This window comes from Streptosporangiales bacterium (assembly GCA_009379955.1).
Classification (GTDB): Bacteria; Actinomycetota; Actinomycetes; order Streptosporangiales; family WHST01; genus WHST01.
In genome coordinates this window covers 1-13,476 of the sequence record WHST01000155.1, presented here as the reverse complement: position 1 = coordinate 13,476, position 13,476 = coordinate 1, and the positions used below count along the sequence as shown (strand labels likewise).

The window sequence follows — 13,476 nt, the reverse complement described above, 5'->3', positions numbered from 1 at the left end:
CGGCGGGAGACCCGTCGACGGTTGCCGTACTCGACATCGGTGAAACTGGCCTGATCGCTGCGCACACCTCATCATTCCGCGATCCCCAGCACCCAGCCAGACGGCACCCCGGACGAACCAGAAAATCAGCGCATCCCTAAGGCTCCACCGAACGTCAGCAAGAACGCCAGGCCGCCACAGGCGGCGAACGCCACCGCGACGACGCCGGCCGCGACGACGATGTCCTCGAGCCCGGCCCGCAGCCTCATGCTCCGCTTCACCCAGATCCCGAGCAGCCCCAGGACGACTCCCCAGGAGGCTCCGATCACCACGGCCAGGGGGACGGGAAGGGCCTCGGAGAGGTTGAACCAGCCGGTGATGACGGCCGTGAACGGGACGACCAGGAGGAACGGTTGGAGCCGTTCCCCTACCTTCGGCAGTCGTGGTGCATGGGTACTCATCGACGCTCCTCAGCGATCGGCATCCGGCTCTGGCCGGGCTCGGCTGGTGGCGCCGGGCGAGTAGAGTCAACCAATAGCTGCTAGAAGCAGCAAGTGCTTCAAGCAGCTATCCGGGATGATTCAGGGGACTCCCCGAGCTCAGTCGGGGGTAGCCGCGTCTCCGCCGGTGGCCCGGCGCTTCCTGGCGCCGTGCCGACGGCCGTCGGCACGCAGTCGCGCCGTCTCCGCCTGGGCATCCGCGCGACCCGAGCGCAGGAAGTCCAGCAGGAACCGCAGCTCGGCGTCCGAGTACCCGTCCACCGTCCGGCGCCAACGGTCGCCCATCGACTCGTAGTAGCGGGAGATGGCCTCGACGCGCTCGGGCACGACCCGCAGAACCACCCGCCTGCGGTCAGTCGGGTCCGGGTCCCTGCGGACGAAGCCACCACCCTCGAGTCGGTCCACGAGCCGCGTGACCGCGCCGGTGGTCATGCCCATCACCTCGGCCAGCTGCCTGACGCCCGTGGGCCCTACCTCGAGCAACGCACCCACCGCGTGCACGTCGGCCAACGGCATGCCCATCTGGTCGGCGACGGCCATCTGGAAGCGGACGGCAGCCGAGACGTACCACGGCATCTCCTGCACCAGCGCCTCTTGCAGACTCCTCGGTCCGGCAGTCATCGTCACGCCTCCATGCCACGTTCGCGGCCGAACCTAGCAGCAGGATCGGAGCTCATAAGTGCGCGCAGACATGCACTACCGGGGCGTGCGAGGTGTTTGGCGTCGCCGTGATCGCCTTGCTCGACGGGTGAGGAGATACCCCATGACCACGGAAGAGATGAGGCCAGGGCCGCAGTGGACGGCCAGTACGCCGGCGAGGGAGGGACCGCCCCATGCGTCGCTGTAGCTGCTCGGATCGCCGAAGTCCACCACGAAGAGCTCGACCACTGCGCGAACGATGAAGTAGATCGCTATGACGGACCCGAGCACGATCAGCGCTACCCTGCCAACCTTGCGTGCAGTCAACCCATCCCCCGCCCAAGCATGCTGCGACCTGTCAGATTGCTCGAACCCTACAGCCGAAGGCCTTCTTGACACTCGTGTCGTGCCGGACTATTCCGCTCGCCGTGGCGAGTGGACGGTGGGTGGCGTGCCGGTGAGTTGGAGGTCGGTGAGGGTCTGGTCGATCAGGCGATCGATGGGTGGCCAGTCGAGTTCTGGTTTGGTCAGCTTGAGGTCGGCGAGGCCGTGCAGCATGCACCAGAGTTGGACGGCTTTGCCGAACGGGTCGTCGCCAGGGTGGCCGCACGCCGCGACGGCGGCTACCAGGGCAGTGAGTGATGCCCGCCCGGGATGCTCTTCGCCGTCGGCGACACCCAGTTCGGCGGGGCCCAGGCCGGCCGCGCTGAACACGACCCGGTAGACGCCGGGGTGAGTGTGAGCGAAGTCCAGGTAGGCGAGGCAGAGCCGCCGCAGCCGTCCGGCCGGCTCCTCGACGTTCTCGGTGGCTCTGGTGAGGTGGGTGTCGAACAGGCCGAAGCCGCGGTCGACGAGCGCGCGTAGCAACGCGGCCCGGTCCGGGAAGTACAGGTAGATCGCAGGGGGGCTCACGCCGGCCGCGACCGCGACGGCGCGGATGGTGACCTGGCGGGCGTCGGACGTGGCGGCGAGGACCTCCAGTCCCGCGGTGAGGATCTCCTCGCGCAGCTGATGCCCCTGCCCTTTCCGGTTGCGTGACCGCGCCACGGTACTGGCCCTTTCGTTGACACCAACCTGAACTGACGCTAACTTATCACTTGTTAACTTACGTGGGAAGGAGCCCCCATGCCCAACCCGGCCAACCACATTCCGGCGCTCGTCCTACGCTCCCCGCTGCACCGGATCCTCAGCGCCCGCTACCTGCTCCTCGAGTTCACCGGTCGCAAGACCAGCCGCACCTTCCGCGCCCCGGTGGCCTATGTGCTCGATCATGCGCACCGGATCGTGCTGACCACTGACTCGCCCTGGTGGCGCAACTTCACCGCCCCGGCTCCGGTGCGGCTGTGGCTGCGCGGCCGCGTCGTCGCCGGCACCGCCACCGCCATGGCCGACCCGAACCAGACCGCGGCCGCGCTGCGGCGCCTGGTCGATGCCATCCCCTCCTACGCCCGCCCCGCTGGGCTGGCCCGCGACACACACCGGCACGTCAGCGACGCCGAGATCGCCCGCGCCGTCGCCGCGGGCCGGGTCGGCATCGACATCGACGTCCCCGAGAGTAGGTGAGCCGCGATGGACTACCTCGGCCTGTCCGCACTGGTCGTCGGCGGGTTCACCGCCTGCGCCGAGTTCGGCTCCTACGCCTTCGTGCACCCGGTAATCCGCCGTCTCCCGGTCGAGCACCACATCGCGGTGGAACAGGGTCTGCTGCGCACCTTCGGCCGAGTCATGCCGGTGCTGATGACCGCGACCCTGGCTATCGCGATCGGCGTCGCCTCCACGGGCCACATCGCCGACCAGGCCGGCCCACACCTGTGGCGCTGGCTCGCGGTCGTCGCCTACGGCGCCGCGCTCGTGTCGACCATCATCTTCAACGTGCCGGTCAACCTCGCCACCGGCCGCTGGAACGCGAAGCAGCCCCCGACCGACTGGAAGAACACCCGCAACCGGTGGGAGCTCTTCCAAGGCATTCGCTCCTGGCTCCTCCTCGCCGGATTCATCCTCACCTGCATCGGCTTCGCCGCAGGATGACTACCACCGCCGCCTTCAGCCACGCTGCGGAACGCCACGGACCGGGACGCGACCGTGGCGAAGCTCGGACTTACCGGCCTCGTGAGACACGGGGCTCCGCCACACCGCGTTGACCTGGCTGGCGGGATTTGAACCCACGAGCTCTTGACCCCCAGGCGTCTCAAGGCCTCCTGGCTCGCTCTCACGCCTGCCGAGATCGGCTATCTGCTCGTGGCCGGTACGGCGTTCGCCGGCACGGCCGTCACGGTGTGGTGGTGGCGCGGCGCCGAGCGGTTCTGACGATCGATCAGCAACCGGGTCGGTAGCCGTGGACGTGGTCGACCTTCAGCGTCCAGGGGTCGTACCAGGACGCGAACGTGCAGTCGCCGACTGTGAAGGTGACGCGGCTCTCGCCAGAGAACCGCACTGTCGTGGGGAGCGCACCCTCCTCCGGCCCGCTGTAGACCACCGACTCCTGGCGGAACGGGCCGGTGCCCTTGCGCAGCCGGATCTCCGGTATCCGGTCGATGGAGTAATACCGCCACAGCACGACGAGCTCGTGTCCGTCGTCCGCCTTCGTCGACCTGACGACGGACATACGGTCGGTGAAGACCGCCATGAGCCAGGCCATCGGCACGACCAACGCCAGGCCGAGGACACCCGCCCCGACGGCAGCGCCGATCCGTGCCGCCATGGGCCAGGGCGCCAGCACGAAGGTCACCGCGAGGAACAAGAAGAACCCGGCGACTCCCATGGCGGTCAACTCGCCGCTGTACGTGAGGTGGAACGGGTCGACGATCGCGACTCCGCCGCCGAGTGCACACACCAGGGCCGCGGCGGCCGTGGCCACGAAGACGGGGTGTCGCGAACGTGCTTCCGGGTGCGGCATGGCCTTCCGACGTGCGGGAGAGGGTTCGATGTTCCCTGGTGCGGAGCCCATTCGGCCATCCTCGGGTTCGAGCGGTGATGCCGGGGTCGAGCTGCACCTGTTGCAACGGGTGGCCGGTCATCAGGACCCGACGGTCACGGCGCGGTACATGCACCCCGACCAGCAATCGATCCTTGACGCAGCTACCGCCTCGCCCACGCCCGGAAGGCACGTGGGAAGTCCGCCTAACGAACAACTGACTATCTCGTCCCGACTCGGGCACCCGGACGGAAGTCCTGCCGGATGAGGGTCTTGCCGTTGGGCAAGGAATGCTCCCAGCGGCCCAAGGCGACGAACCCTGCAACCGACATGGTTGCGCCTAGCATCTCAGGGTCGACATCGGACGACACCGAGGCGAGTCCGTCGAACGACGCTGAGTAGTCCGTCGCGCTGACGAAACTTGCCGCCTCGTTGCGCTGGATCACACATGACAGCACCCCGATGGAGCCGGCATTCGCGGCCGCGAAGGCGACAAACTCTTCGGCGCCCACGTACTCGATGATGAGGTTGGCGATGAGAAGGTCAACGCGCTCGATCGTCAAGCAGCGGTCGATGCTCGTCTCGATCAGATGGAGCCGAGCCCCGAGGCCGTCGCGATAGCGGGCCTTGCAGACGTCGAGGTAGTCGGCGTTGATGTCGTAGCCAAACACGGCATCCGTCGTCTCCGGGTCAATGAGATCGAGCCCGTTACCTCCCGCGATCCCCAGCACCCCGATCGCACGAGACGGGTAGGCCGCGAGCTGTTCCGCGGTGATGTCGTGGAGCTGCTGAAGCTGCCCACCGTGCGTCGCTCATGTGTTGCTCATAGACCTCGAGGTCGATACAGCGCCAAGGATGGTCGGGCTCGCCCCGGCGGCGACCGGAAGCGGTCACCGGGCCGGACCAGACGGGCGCGGGTGAAGGCTCATAGGCCGGTTCTCGCACAATGGCGGGGCCAAGGCAAACCGTCACAGCGGGGCTAGCTCGGGTTGACACAGCCACCCGGCCGGCGGCAGCGCGCGGGTAGCGCTCCGACCTCGCGGTCACCGTGCCTCGGCGAGCTCCGGGATGGCGTTGGTCGACACGGGGTATGGCTCGGCGTCGTCATCCAGTGGTGCCACGGGCGGGGCCAGGCGTGCGCGCCGTCGCCGACGCCGCGCGGTGGCCAACCCGTACACGCCGAAGACGATCCACACCACGTTGATGACCGTGTTCGGCACCGCGTGGCGGTAGAGCGTCGTCGCCGTCAGCAGGACACCGCCGATGATGTTGAGCACCTGGAACAATCGGGCGTCTGCGGTGAGACGCCGGGTGGCGAGCAACACATAGGCCGTCGCGACCGCGATACCGCCAAACCAGCCGGCTCCGTCGAGCACCATACCGGTCAACTTGCGTCCTCTCCTGGAACATCGATGTGCGCGGGCCGCGCGTTCAGTTTGGGCAGGCCTCGGCTTGTACGTCCAGTGAAGAAGAGCGCACCATATCGTTTACGATTTGTGCATGGAACTGGCGCTGCACCGGCTGCGGATGCTCCGCGAGGTCGCGCGCCGCGACGGGGTCAGCGCCGCGGCCAGAGCCCTGCACTACTCGCCCTCGGGGGTGTCGCAGCAACTCGCCGCGCTCGAGGACGAGGTCGGTGCTCCGTTGCTCGAACGCGTCGGTCGTGGCGTACGGCTCACCGATGTGGGACGTGTGCTCGCCGAGCACGCCGAGATCATCCTTGACGCCGAGCAGCAGGCCCAGGCCGCGGTCGAACAGGTACGTGACACGTTGGCGGCCGAACTGATGGTCGGCGTCTTCTCCACGGTGTCGGCCGCGATCGTGCCATTGGTCACGAACGACCTCGCCGAGCAGCATCCCGAGATCCGCCTCACCACCCGCGAGACCGACCCCGAGGACGCCGTCGTCGACCTTCGGCACGGCCACCTCGACCTGGCGTTCATGATCGACTACCCGGATGCGACAGAGCCGTGGCCGAGCGGCCTGCGAACCGTCTCGGTGTGCGTCGAGGACCTCCACCTCGCGGCACCCGAGGGGCAGTTCACCGACGGGCCCGTCCGGCTGGCCGATCTCGCTGACCTCGACTGGGTCATCTCAGGCCCGCACACGTACTACGGCCGCGCCGTGCGGTCCGCCTGCCGCCGCGCCGGTTTCGACCTCAGGATCACCCACCAGGTCGACGAGCAGGCCACCGCGCTCGCCATGGTCGCCGCGGGTGCCGGTATCACGCTGATGTCCGACCTGGGGAAGGTCTTCTGCCCTGACCACGTCGACGTGTTCCCTCTGACCCGGCCGATCCGGCGCCGACTCGTCGTCGCGCACCATCCGGAGGCCGCGCGCCGTCCCGCGATCCGAGCCGTCCTCGACAGCATCAAGCGAGCCGCCGCGACGCTCGACCTGCCCGTTCGCCCTCGGTAGGGCTCCGACGAGGTAACGGCCGCGGCCGCCGAACGCGACGCCGCGCGCCAGCTACGACGCCCAGGTCGAGCAGCTGCGCGGCGAACGCGACACCGCGGTGACCGAGGCCCGCGACGAGGGGCGGCGCGCTGACCGCGCCGAGGCCCGACTCGCGACCAATGACGAGGAACAGTCCCCGCCCGACGAGCCAGCCAAACCGGCGACACGGCGACGTCGCCGGACGGAGCAGGAATGACCGCCCCGCCCGACGGTCCGCGCCGATGACGACAAGCGGAGATGGTGAGCCCCGGCGTCACGGGGACGGGCGCCGGGGGCTCGGGCGGTGAGCTTACGTCGGTGATGTCGTAGCCAGACACGGCATCCGTCGTCTCCGGGTCAATGAGATCGAGCCCGTTACCTCCCGCGATCCCAGCACCCCGATCGCACGAGACGGGTAGGCCGCCGCGAACGCGCGGCGATGATGTTCAGCCAGTGCCCGCTGACCGGAAGTAGAAGTTGAGCATCGCGTTCAGCGGGCCCGGGTCACGCCGCAGTCGGCTACGAAGAGCGGCACCCTCCCAGCAGTCGACGAGCAAGCTCGCCATCTGCTTCGGATCGGACTCGGGCGAGATGTCCACTCGCTGCCGGGCCTCTTCCAGACAGACGGCGACCCGCGCTGCGATCTGTGAGAAGCACTCCTCGATCTTGCGCCGGAAGACGTCGCTTACCCCCGAGAGCTCCTGGCCGAGCCCGCCCAGCAGGCACCCCATGTAACCCTCGATCCGGTAGTGCTCCTGCGTCGCCTCGAAGAAGGAGCGCACCCGGTCGAGCGGAGCGCGTGTGATGTCGCCGAGACAGTCGTCGAGCCCGGCATGCACGCCCTGCATGTATTGATCGACGACCTGGAGCGCGAAGTCCTCCTTGTCTCGGAAGTGGTGGTAGAAGGACCCCTTCGGAATACCCGTCGCGGCCAGCAGCGCCTGAACGCCCAGATCGTTGTAGCCGTGCTGCAAGAGCATGGGCAGACCGGCATCGAGCAGGCGCTGCTTCGTCGAATGCATCGTCTGCGCGGTTGCGCCCGTCTCTCGTGCCACTAGCCGGCGTTCACCTTTCCGCGCATGTGCTCGATGACCTCGCTGTGCTCCACCTGGGGACTGAACATCACGAACTCGGCGTCGGCGTCGACCTTCACGTTGTGCCCAGACGGCCAGTAGAACAGATCGTTGGCCGTGACCGTCTCACGTGCGCCGTCCGCATCGGTGGTCGTCAGCTGGCCGCTCAAGACGAAGCCCCAGTGGGGACACTGACACAGGTCACCTTCAAGCCCCTCGAACAGCGGCGTCATGTCGACCCCCGCCGAGAGGCTGAAGTACTCACCGCCAATCGCCCCGAGTCTGCTCGCGTCGCCGAAATCCATCCGCTGACGGATCACCGCGCCTGGAATCTCCATCCGAATCTCGACCTCGTCCTTGGCAACGCGCATCGGTTTCCCCTCTCGGCGACGATCAGCCTGTGATTAGACCGATCGGTCTAATGTGACGGTACAGGACGCACTCCTATCGCGCAATGCTCCGGCTTCACCCGTCGAGCTCGCTCCAGGCGCGGAGTCAGCCCTGTGCCGAGTTGGCGCCGAAGCGGCCGGTTGGCCACCACCGAGGCCTCCTCTCGCGGATTGCCGACCGAAGGCTCGTACAACAAGAGGCACGCAACATCGTGAGCGGCACCGGACATCCGCACAGGCCGCGACCTGCTCGTTCCAGCGCCGCGCTTCGAGAGTGCGTCATTCCGCCGCGAGCGCCGCGGTTCCCAACCCATCCGCTTGTCGGGATCGGCCACAGAACGCCTTCAGCTGTCGGATTCCGAGCGTTTGGACCTTCAATCGTCCCGTAGGCCGATCGATGACCGGGCATGCATGGGGACGTCGCACTGTGCCCGGTGATCACGCGGGTGATGCCATGGACCTGAACGAATCGCCCCGGCTGGGTAACGTGCACCGTATGCCCATCAAACTCCAGAACGTCGGCATCGCCGTCCGCGACCTCGAAGCGACGATCCTCTTCTTCACCGACCTCGGTCTGAGCGTCCTCGGTCGTGACACGGTCAGTGGAGAGTGGACCGACACCGCCGTCGGCCTGGACGGCAACCACGCCAACATCGCCATGCTCCAGACGCCAGACGGCAACGGTCGCCTCGAGCTGTTCGAGTACATCCACCCCGACGCGATCGAGACGGAGCCGACCCGGCCTAACCAGATCGGCATGCACCGCGTCGCGTTCTCGGTCGACAACATCGACGAGGCCCTCGAGATCGCCGCGAGGCACGGATGCCACCCGCTGCGCGGCGTGGCGACCTACGGGGACGTCTACAAGCTCACGTATCTCCGCGGCCCCAGCGGCATCCTCGTGATGCTCGCTGAGGAGCTGAAGAAGAGCTGACCGCCGCGTCCCACACGACCATCCTTCTGGAGTACCACGGAGAACCGTGGCGACGGCGAGCCGAACTGCGCGAAGCGCTGGCCGCCTGCCGAGCTGACGACACACTGGTAGTCACCAAACTCGATCGCCTGGCCCGATCGCTGCCCGACGCTCGAGACATCGTCGAAGAACTCACCGCAGCACTGCCCGCTCCTAAGCACCCCCTGCGGATCGCTCACGGAGCGGGAGTTGCCGGCAAGGTCGTGTGGCGGGGCGCCGGTCGAGGTGTCCGCGATCAGCGTGTGAGACGGAGAGGGCCACCACCGGGGCAGCGTCCCCCGGTGGCCCTCTCGTTCGGTCGTTCAGTTGGTCGGCTCATCAGCGCGGTCGTCGTGCTCGGAGTCGTAGGCGGCGGTGTGGTTCTCCGAGTTCAACCCGGCGGTAGCCCGCGTGTTCTCCCATCACTGGCCGGGCGCGCCGAACCTGGGCGACATCACAATGATCGACTGGCGCACGGTCGAGCCCGTCGATGTGGTCTGTGGCGGGTTCCCCTGCCAGGACGCGTGTCCACGGTCGGGCGCATGGTCGGCCTCGCACCGGGCACGCGCTCGGGCCTGTGGGCGCGCATGGCCGAGGCGATCGACGTGCTGCAAACGGAGTGGGTCGTCGCCGAGAACGTGTGCGGCCTGCTCTCGGCAACCGCGACCCGCCCGACCCCGGAAGGAGACAACGACGATGGACGCAACCCATCCTCGCAACCCCCGACCCCGCAATCGGGGGCGGTGCCATTCGCGGTGTGGAATCCGACCCGTCGCATCTGGGAGACCAGTCAGCTCGACCTCTGCGGGCACTTGGCGGCGTACTCGGCGATCTGGCCGACCTCGGGTATGACGCACGCTGGCTCGGCCCACCCGCTTCCGACATCGGAGCACCCCACACACGCTTTCGCATCTTCATCCTCGCCCGCCACGCTGTTCCGGACCCCACTGGCCTCCGACGCCGCCCGCGGCGGGGAGAGCCTGGAGCGGGTACGCGCCCGGCGCGGCACGATCGCCCTGTCCCATCAGGTCATCGACCTGGCCTTGAACGGCCCGCCGGGTTCCCGGCGGCATCGGGAGCGATGAAGGGCAGTACCGGCCCGCGCCCCGGTTCGTTGAATGGCTAATGGGACTGCCCCACGGATGGGTGAACGATCCCGACTTCAACTCTCCCAGGCCGAACAGCTCACCGCCCTCGGCAACGGCGTCGTCCCCGCCCAGGGAGTACGTGCGCTCCGGGCGCTGACGTTCGGTACCTAGCGAAATTGGCCTTGACCTTGATCCTGCATCAACCCTGCATCCTGATGCAGGAGCTTCTCGCACAGGGCGGGGGCGGCTCCATGACGAGGAGGCAGGATGATGTCGGGTTTCATCGAGAAGGTCGCCGGTGACCTCGCTGACAAGCGGCGGTGGCGGGAGCACAGGGCGCGGGTAAAGACGCTCCCCACTGCCTACCGGAGGGCGGTCGAGGCGCTGGAGCGGTACCTGATCTACCGCGTGATCAACGGCGAGGCGATCACGGGCGCGGTCACGAAGGGCGATGTCCTCGTGGACCTGTACCAGGAGCTTGCGGAGGTTTTCGAGCGGGCCGCGGCCGATGGCACCCCGATCCGCGAGGTCGTCGGCGCTGATCCCCTCCGATTCGCCGACATGCTGCTGAGCAAGTACGCCGCCGCTGGGTGGAGTGACAAGGAGTGGATCGACAAGGAGCAGCACAAGGAGCAGCAGCGGCTGGTGGGCACGATCGCTCAGGCCGAGGCAGAGGACGGAAGCACCCCCTCATGACCGCCGGAGTGACCTCTGCACCAGCGATCAGCGTGCAGGGATTGGAGAAGTCGTACGGGAAGCTGGCGGTGCTGCGCAGAGTGGATTTCGAGGTCGCTCGCGGCAACATCTTCGCACTGCTCGGGTCGAACGGGGCGGGCAAGACCACGGTGGTGAAGATTCTGGCCACGCTGCTGAAGGCCGACGCGGGCACCGCCACCGTCAACGGCTTCGACGTCGCCGCCGAGGCGGCGTACGTGCGCGAGTCGATCAGTCTCACCGGGCAGTTCGCCGCCGTCGACGAGATCCTCAGCGGGCGGGAGAACCTCATCCTGGTCGCCAAGCTCCGGCACCTGAATGATCCCGGCGGGATCGCGGACGAGCTGCTCGCCCGGTTCTCCCTAACCGACGCCGGCGGTCGGAAGGTCGCCACCTACTCCGGGGGGATGCGCCGCCGGCTGGACATCGCGATGAGCCTGATCGGCAACCCGCCGGTCATCTTCCTCGACGAGCCGACGGCGGGTTTGGACCCGGAGGCGCGGATCGAGGTGTGGAAGACGGTCGAGAAGCTCGCGGCCAGTGGGACGACGGTGCTGCTGACCACGCAGTATCTGGACGAGGCGGAAGAACTCGCCAACCGGATCGCGATCCTGCATCAGGGGCGGATCATCGTGAACGGCACCCTGGACGAGCTGAAGCAGCTGCTCCCGCCGGCGAAGGTCGAGTACGTCGAGAAGCAGCCGTCCCTGGAGGACGTCTTCCTCGCCCTCGTCGGCGACGACGGCACCCAAGGCACAAGCGGGAATGCCCGCTCCACGGATTCGGGAAAGCAGTAGGAACGATCATGGCCACCCATTTCTTCGCAGACACCGCCACCCTGACCGGCCGGTCGTTGAAGCACGTCACACGCAGTCCCGACACGATCATCACGACCGCGATCATGCCGATCGCGATCATGCTGTTGTTCGTCTACGTTCTCGGCGGCGCGATCGACACCGGCCCGGCATCCGCCGCGGCCTCGTACATCGACTACATGCTTCCCGGCATCCTGCTCATCACGATCGCCTCCGGCATCTCCTACACCGCGTACCGGCTCTGGGGCGACATGCAAGGAGGCATCTTCGACAGATTCCACTCCATGCCGATCGCCCGCTCCGCAGCCCTGTGGTCGCATGTGCTGACCTCTCTCGTCGCCAACCTGCTCTCGCTCGTCCTCGTCACGGGGGTCGCCCTCCTCATGGGTTTCCGCACCGGAGCGAGCGTGGCCGCGTGGCTGGCAGTGATCGGCATCCTGGTTCTGTTCACCCTCGCGTTGACCTGGCTTGCCGTGATCCCCGGCCTCACCGCGAAGTCCGTGGACGGCGCCGGCGCATTCTCCTACCCGCTCATCTTCCTGCCGTTCCTCAGCTCCGCCTTCGTGCCCACCGAGTCCATGCCGGGGCCGGTGCGCTGGTTCGCCGAGCACCAGCCGGTCACTTCGATCGTGAACACGATCCGCGGCCTGTTCGCCGGGCGGCCGGTGAGCGGCGACATCTGGGTCGCGCTGGTCTGGTGCGTCGGCATCCTCGTCGTCGCGTACGTTTTCGCGATAGTCGCCTTTCGCCGCAAGATCGCCTGAGGCAGGGTGGAAGGCATGCTCACCATCAGCCAGCTCGCCGCGTACGCCGGGGTGACCGTGGCTGCGGTCCGGCATTACCACAAGATCGGGCTGCTGCCCGAGCCCGAGCGCGACCGATCCGGGTACCGCAGCTACGACGCGGCGGCGGTGGTGCGGTTGATCCGGATTCACGTCCTCGCCAGCGCCGGAGTGCCGCTGGCCCAGGTGGAAGACTTCCTCGACGCCGCGCCGGAGGATTTCGCCGAGGAGGTGCGCGAGATCGACACGCGGCTGCGCGCCGAGGTCCGGCGACTGCAGGACACCCGCAAACGGCTCGCACGGCTCGCAGCCGGAGAACAGCTGGCGCTCCCGGTGAGCGTGGTGGGCTACCTCGACCGGCTGCGCGAACTCGGCGTCGAGGAACGCTACATCGAGAAGGAGCGCGACGCCTGGATTGTGGTCGCCGCCCAGGACACCGACCAGATCGACGCCATCATCGCCGGCAAGCACGAAGACCTGAACGACCCGGACATGGTGAGGCTCTACAGCCTCGTCAGCGGAGCACTCGACTGGACCGCCGACGACCCGCTCGTCGTCGAGCTCGCCGACATCATGGACCGCATCTTGACGCGGGCGTTCGAGTCCGGGGGCATGGACGACGACTGGTTCGACGACCAGATGGTCGATCTCCTGGACGTGACCATGGCCGAGTCAGCCCCCGCCGCCGAACGTCTGCTGACACTCCTGGAGGAACGGGGCTGGAAGGGCTGGACACGCATCGAGCGAGTGCCAGGCCACCGCCTTGAGACCTAGCCAGGTGCCACGACTCCAACTCATCCGCTGAACCGCTTTACGCGAGTCTGAAAAAGATGAGCACCGATGGCTTGGTGGATCCTCGCTTGCTGGAATGGGCGCAAGAGCTACGCGCACTTCGGAATCAGGGCGCCCACTTCACGGACGTTCCCGTTAGCCGTGAGGAGTCCAGGGACGCACTGGAGCTGTGTGAGGCGATCCTCGACTACATGTACGTGCTCTCAGCGAGGTTCAAGGAGTTTCGTTCGCGGCGCTCAGGGCCCGGTTCCGGACCGCATCTTCCTAGGAGCGTGGGTCAGTAACACGCCAGTTGGGTTCCGCTGATCGTGGCGGGTTTCGCGAGATCATGAGTTGTGCCTGGAGATGCTGATGGTCACGGTTTGTTCGATGTCGATCCGATAGATCCGATCCGGGTGGTCGG

General features: G+C 67.4%; 18 protein-coding genes and 2 pseudogenes. 11 read left to right on the top strand and 9 right to left on the bottom strand.

Going from position 1 to position 13,476, the window contains the following annotated elements:
* Positions 1-125: 125 nt before the first annotated feature.
* The 4 genes from GEV10_29295 to GEV10_29280 all read right to left on the bottom strand — a co-directional run bounded on the left by GEV10_29295 (position 126) and on the right by GEV10_29280 (position 2,264).
* Positions 126-440: a hypothetical protein gene (locus GEV10_29295; protein MQA82510.1), complete on the bottom strand. Its 315-nt coding sequence runs from the start codon at positions 438-440 to the stop codon at positions 126-128.
* A gap of 138 nt (positions 441-578) precedes the next feature.
* Positions 579-1,100, bottom strand: a complete 522-nt coding sequence (locus GEV10_29290) for a MarR family transcriptional regulator (protein MQA82509.1) — start codon at positions 1,098-1,100, stop codon at positions 579-581.
* A gap of 75 nt (positions 1,101-1,175) precedes the next feature.
* Entirely contained in the window at positions 1,176-1,445 is a 270-nt protein-coding gene (locus tag GEV10_29285) for a hypothetical protein (protein ID MQA82508.1), read from the bottom strand.
* Between the two features lie 87 nt (positions 1,446-1,532).
* The gene (locus GEV10_29280) at positions 1,533-2,264 is read right to left on the bottom strand and encodes a TetR family transcriptional regulator (GenBank protein ID MQA82507.1); all 732 of its coding nucleotides are present in this window, start codon (positions 2,262-2,264) and stop codon (positions 1,533-1,535) included.
* Here GEV10_29280 and GEV10_29275 point away from each other — a divergent pair.
* Both GEV10_29275 and GEV10_29270 read left to right on the top strand, forming a co-directional pair.
* Complete coding sequence (locus GEV10_29275; GenBank protein ID MQA82506.1) at positions 2,244-2,681, top strand: DUF385 domain-containing protein; 438 nt, start codon at positions 2,244-2,246, stop codon at positions 2,679-2,681. The genes GEV10_29280 and GEV10_29275 overlap by 21 nt on opposite strands.
* A gap of 6 nt (positions 2,682-2,687) precedes the next feature.
* A complete protein-coding gene (locus tag GEV10_29270; protein MQA82505.1) occupies positions 2,688-3,146 on the top strand; it encodes a DUF1772 domain-containing protein in 459 nt (152 codons plus the stop codon).
* Positions 3,147-3,432: 286 nt separating this feature from the next.
* On the opposite strand, the gene GEV10_29265 is transcribed toward GEV10_29270, so the two are convergent.
* The 3 genes from GEV10_29265 to GEV10_29255 all read right to left on the bottom strand — a co-directional run bounded on the left by GEV10_29265 (position 3,433) and on the right by GEV10_29255 (position 5,420).
* Positions 3,433-3,975 (bottom strand): hypothetical protein, encoded by a 543-nt coding sequence (locus GEV10_29265; protein ID MQA82504.1) that lies wholly within the window; start codon positions 3,973-3,975, stop codon positions 3,433-3,435.
* A 278-nt stretch (positions 3,976-4,253) separates the two neighbouring features.
* On the bottom strand, positions 4,254-4,760 hold the full coding sequence (locus tag GEV10_29260; protein ID MQA82503.1) for a hypothetical protein: 507 nt from the start codon (positions 4,758-4,760) through the stop codon (positions 4,254-4,256).
* A gap of 315 nt (positions 4,761-5,075) precedes the next feature.
* Positions 5,076-5,420, bottom strand: coding sequence for a hypothetical protein (locus GEV10_29255; protein ID MQA82502.1), 345 nt, complete (start codon positions 5,418-5,420; stop codon positions 5,076-5,078).
* Between the two features lie 112 nt (positions 5,421-5,532).
* Here GEV10_29255 and GEV10_29250 point away from each other — a divergent pair, with 112 nt between their 5' ends.
* A complete protein-coding gene (locus GEV10_29250) occupies positions 5,533-6,450 on the top strand; it encodes a LysR family transcriptional regulator (GenBank protein ID MQA82501.1) in 918 nt (305 codons plus the stop codon).
* A 464-nt stretch (positions 6,451-6,914) separates the two neighbouring features.
* Here GEV10_29250 and GEV10_29245 read toward each other — a convergent pair whose 3' ends face one another.
* Complete coding sequence (locus GEV10_29245) at positions 6,915-7,490, bottom strand: TetR family transcriptional regulator (GenBank protein MQA82500.1); 576 nt, start codon at positions 7,488-7,490, stop codon at positions 6,915-6,917.
* A gap of 32 nt (positions 7,491-7,522) precedes the next feature.
* Positions 7,523-7,912, bottom strand: coding sequence for a cupin domain-containing protein (locus GEV10_29240; protein ID MQA82499.1), 390 nt, complete (start codon positions 7,910-7,912; stop codon positions 7,523-7,525).
* A 514-nt stretch (positions 7,913-8,426) separates the two neighbouring features.
* Between GEV10_29240 and GEV10_29235 the strand changes: the two genes are divergently transcribed.
* The 8 genes and pseudogenes from GEV10_29235 to GEV10_29200 all read left to right on the top strand — a co-directional run bounded on the left by GEV10_29235 (position 8,427) and on the right by GEV10_29200 (position 13,357).
* The gene (locus GEV10_29235; GenBank protein MQA82498.1) at positions 8,427-8,864 is read left to right on the top strand and encodes a VOC family protein; all 438 of its coding nucleotides are present in this window, start codon (positions 8,427-8,429) and stop codon (positions 8,862-8,864) included.
* A gap of 20 nt (positions 8,865-8,884) precedes the next feature.
* A pseudogene (locus tag GEV10_29230) lies at positions 8,885-9,043 on the top strand (hypothetical protein).
* Positions 9,044-9,257: 214 nt separating this feature from the next.
* Positions 9,258-10,141, top strand: a pseudogene (locus GEV10_29225) (DNA (cytosine-5-)-methyltransferase).
* Between the two features lie 99 nt (positions 10,142-10,240).
* A complete protein-coding gene (locus GEV10_29220) occupies positions 10,241-10,666 on the top strand; it encodes a DUF1048 domain-containing protein (protein ID MQA82497.1) in 426 nt (141 codons plus the stop codon).
* Entirely contained in the window at positions 10,663-11,481 is an 819-nt protein-coding gene (locus GEV10_29215) for an ATP-binding cassette domain-containing protein (GenBank protein MQA82496.1), read from the top strand. Before GEV10_29220 ends, GEV10_29215 begins: the two co-directional genes overlap by 4 nt.
* Before the next feature lie 8 nt (positions 11,482-11,489).
* Positions 11,490-12,263 (top strand): ABC transporter permease, encoded by a 774-nt coding sequence (locus GEV10_29210; GenBank protein ID MQA82495.1) that lies wholly within the window; start codon positions 11,490-11,492, stop codon positions 12,261-12,263.
* 15 nt (positions 12,264-12,278) lie between these two features.
* Positions 12,279-13,055: a MerR family DNA-binding transcriptional regulator gene (locus tag GEV10_29205; GenBank protein ID MQA82494.1), complete on the top strand. Its 777-nt coding sequence runs from the start codon at positions 12,279-12,281 to the stop codon at positions 13,053-13,055.
* 56 nt (positions 13,056-13,111) lie between these two features.
* Complete coding sequence (locus tag GEV10_29200; protein ID MQA82493.1) at positions 13,112-13,357, top strand: DUF4145 domain-containing protein; 246 nt, start codon at positions 13,112-13,114, stop codon at positions 13,355-13,357.
* Positions 13,358-13,476: the final 119 nt, after the last annotated feature.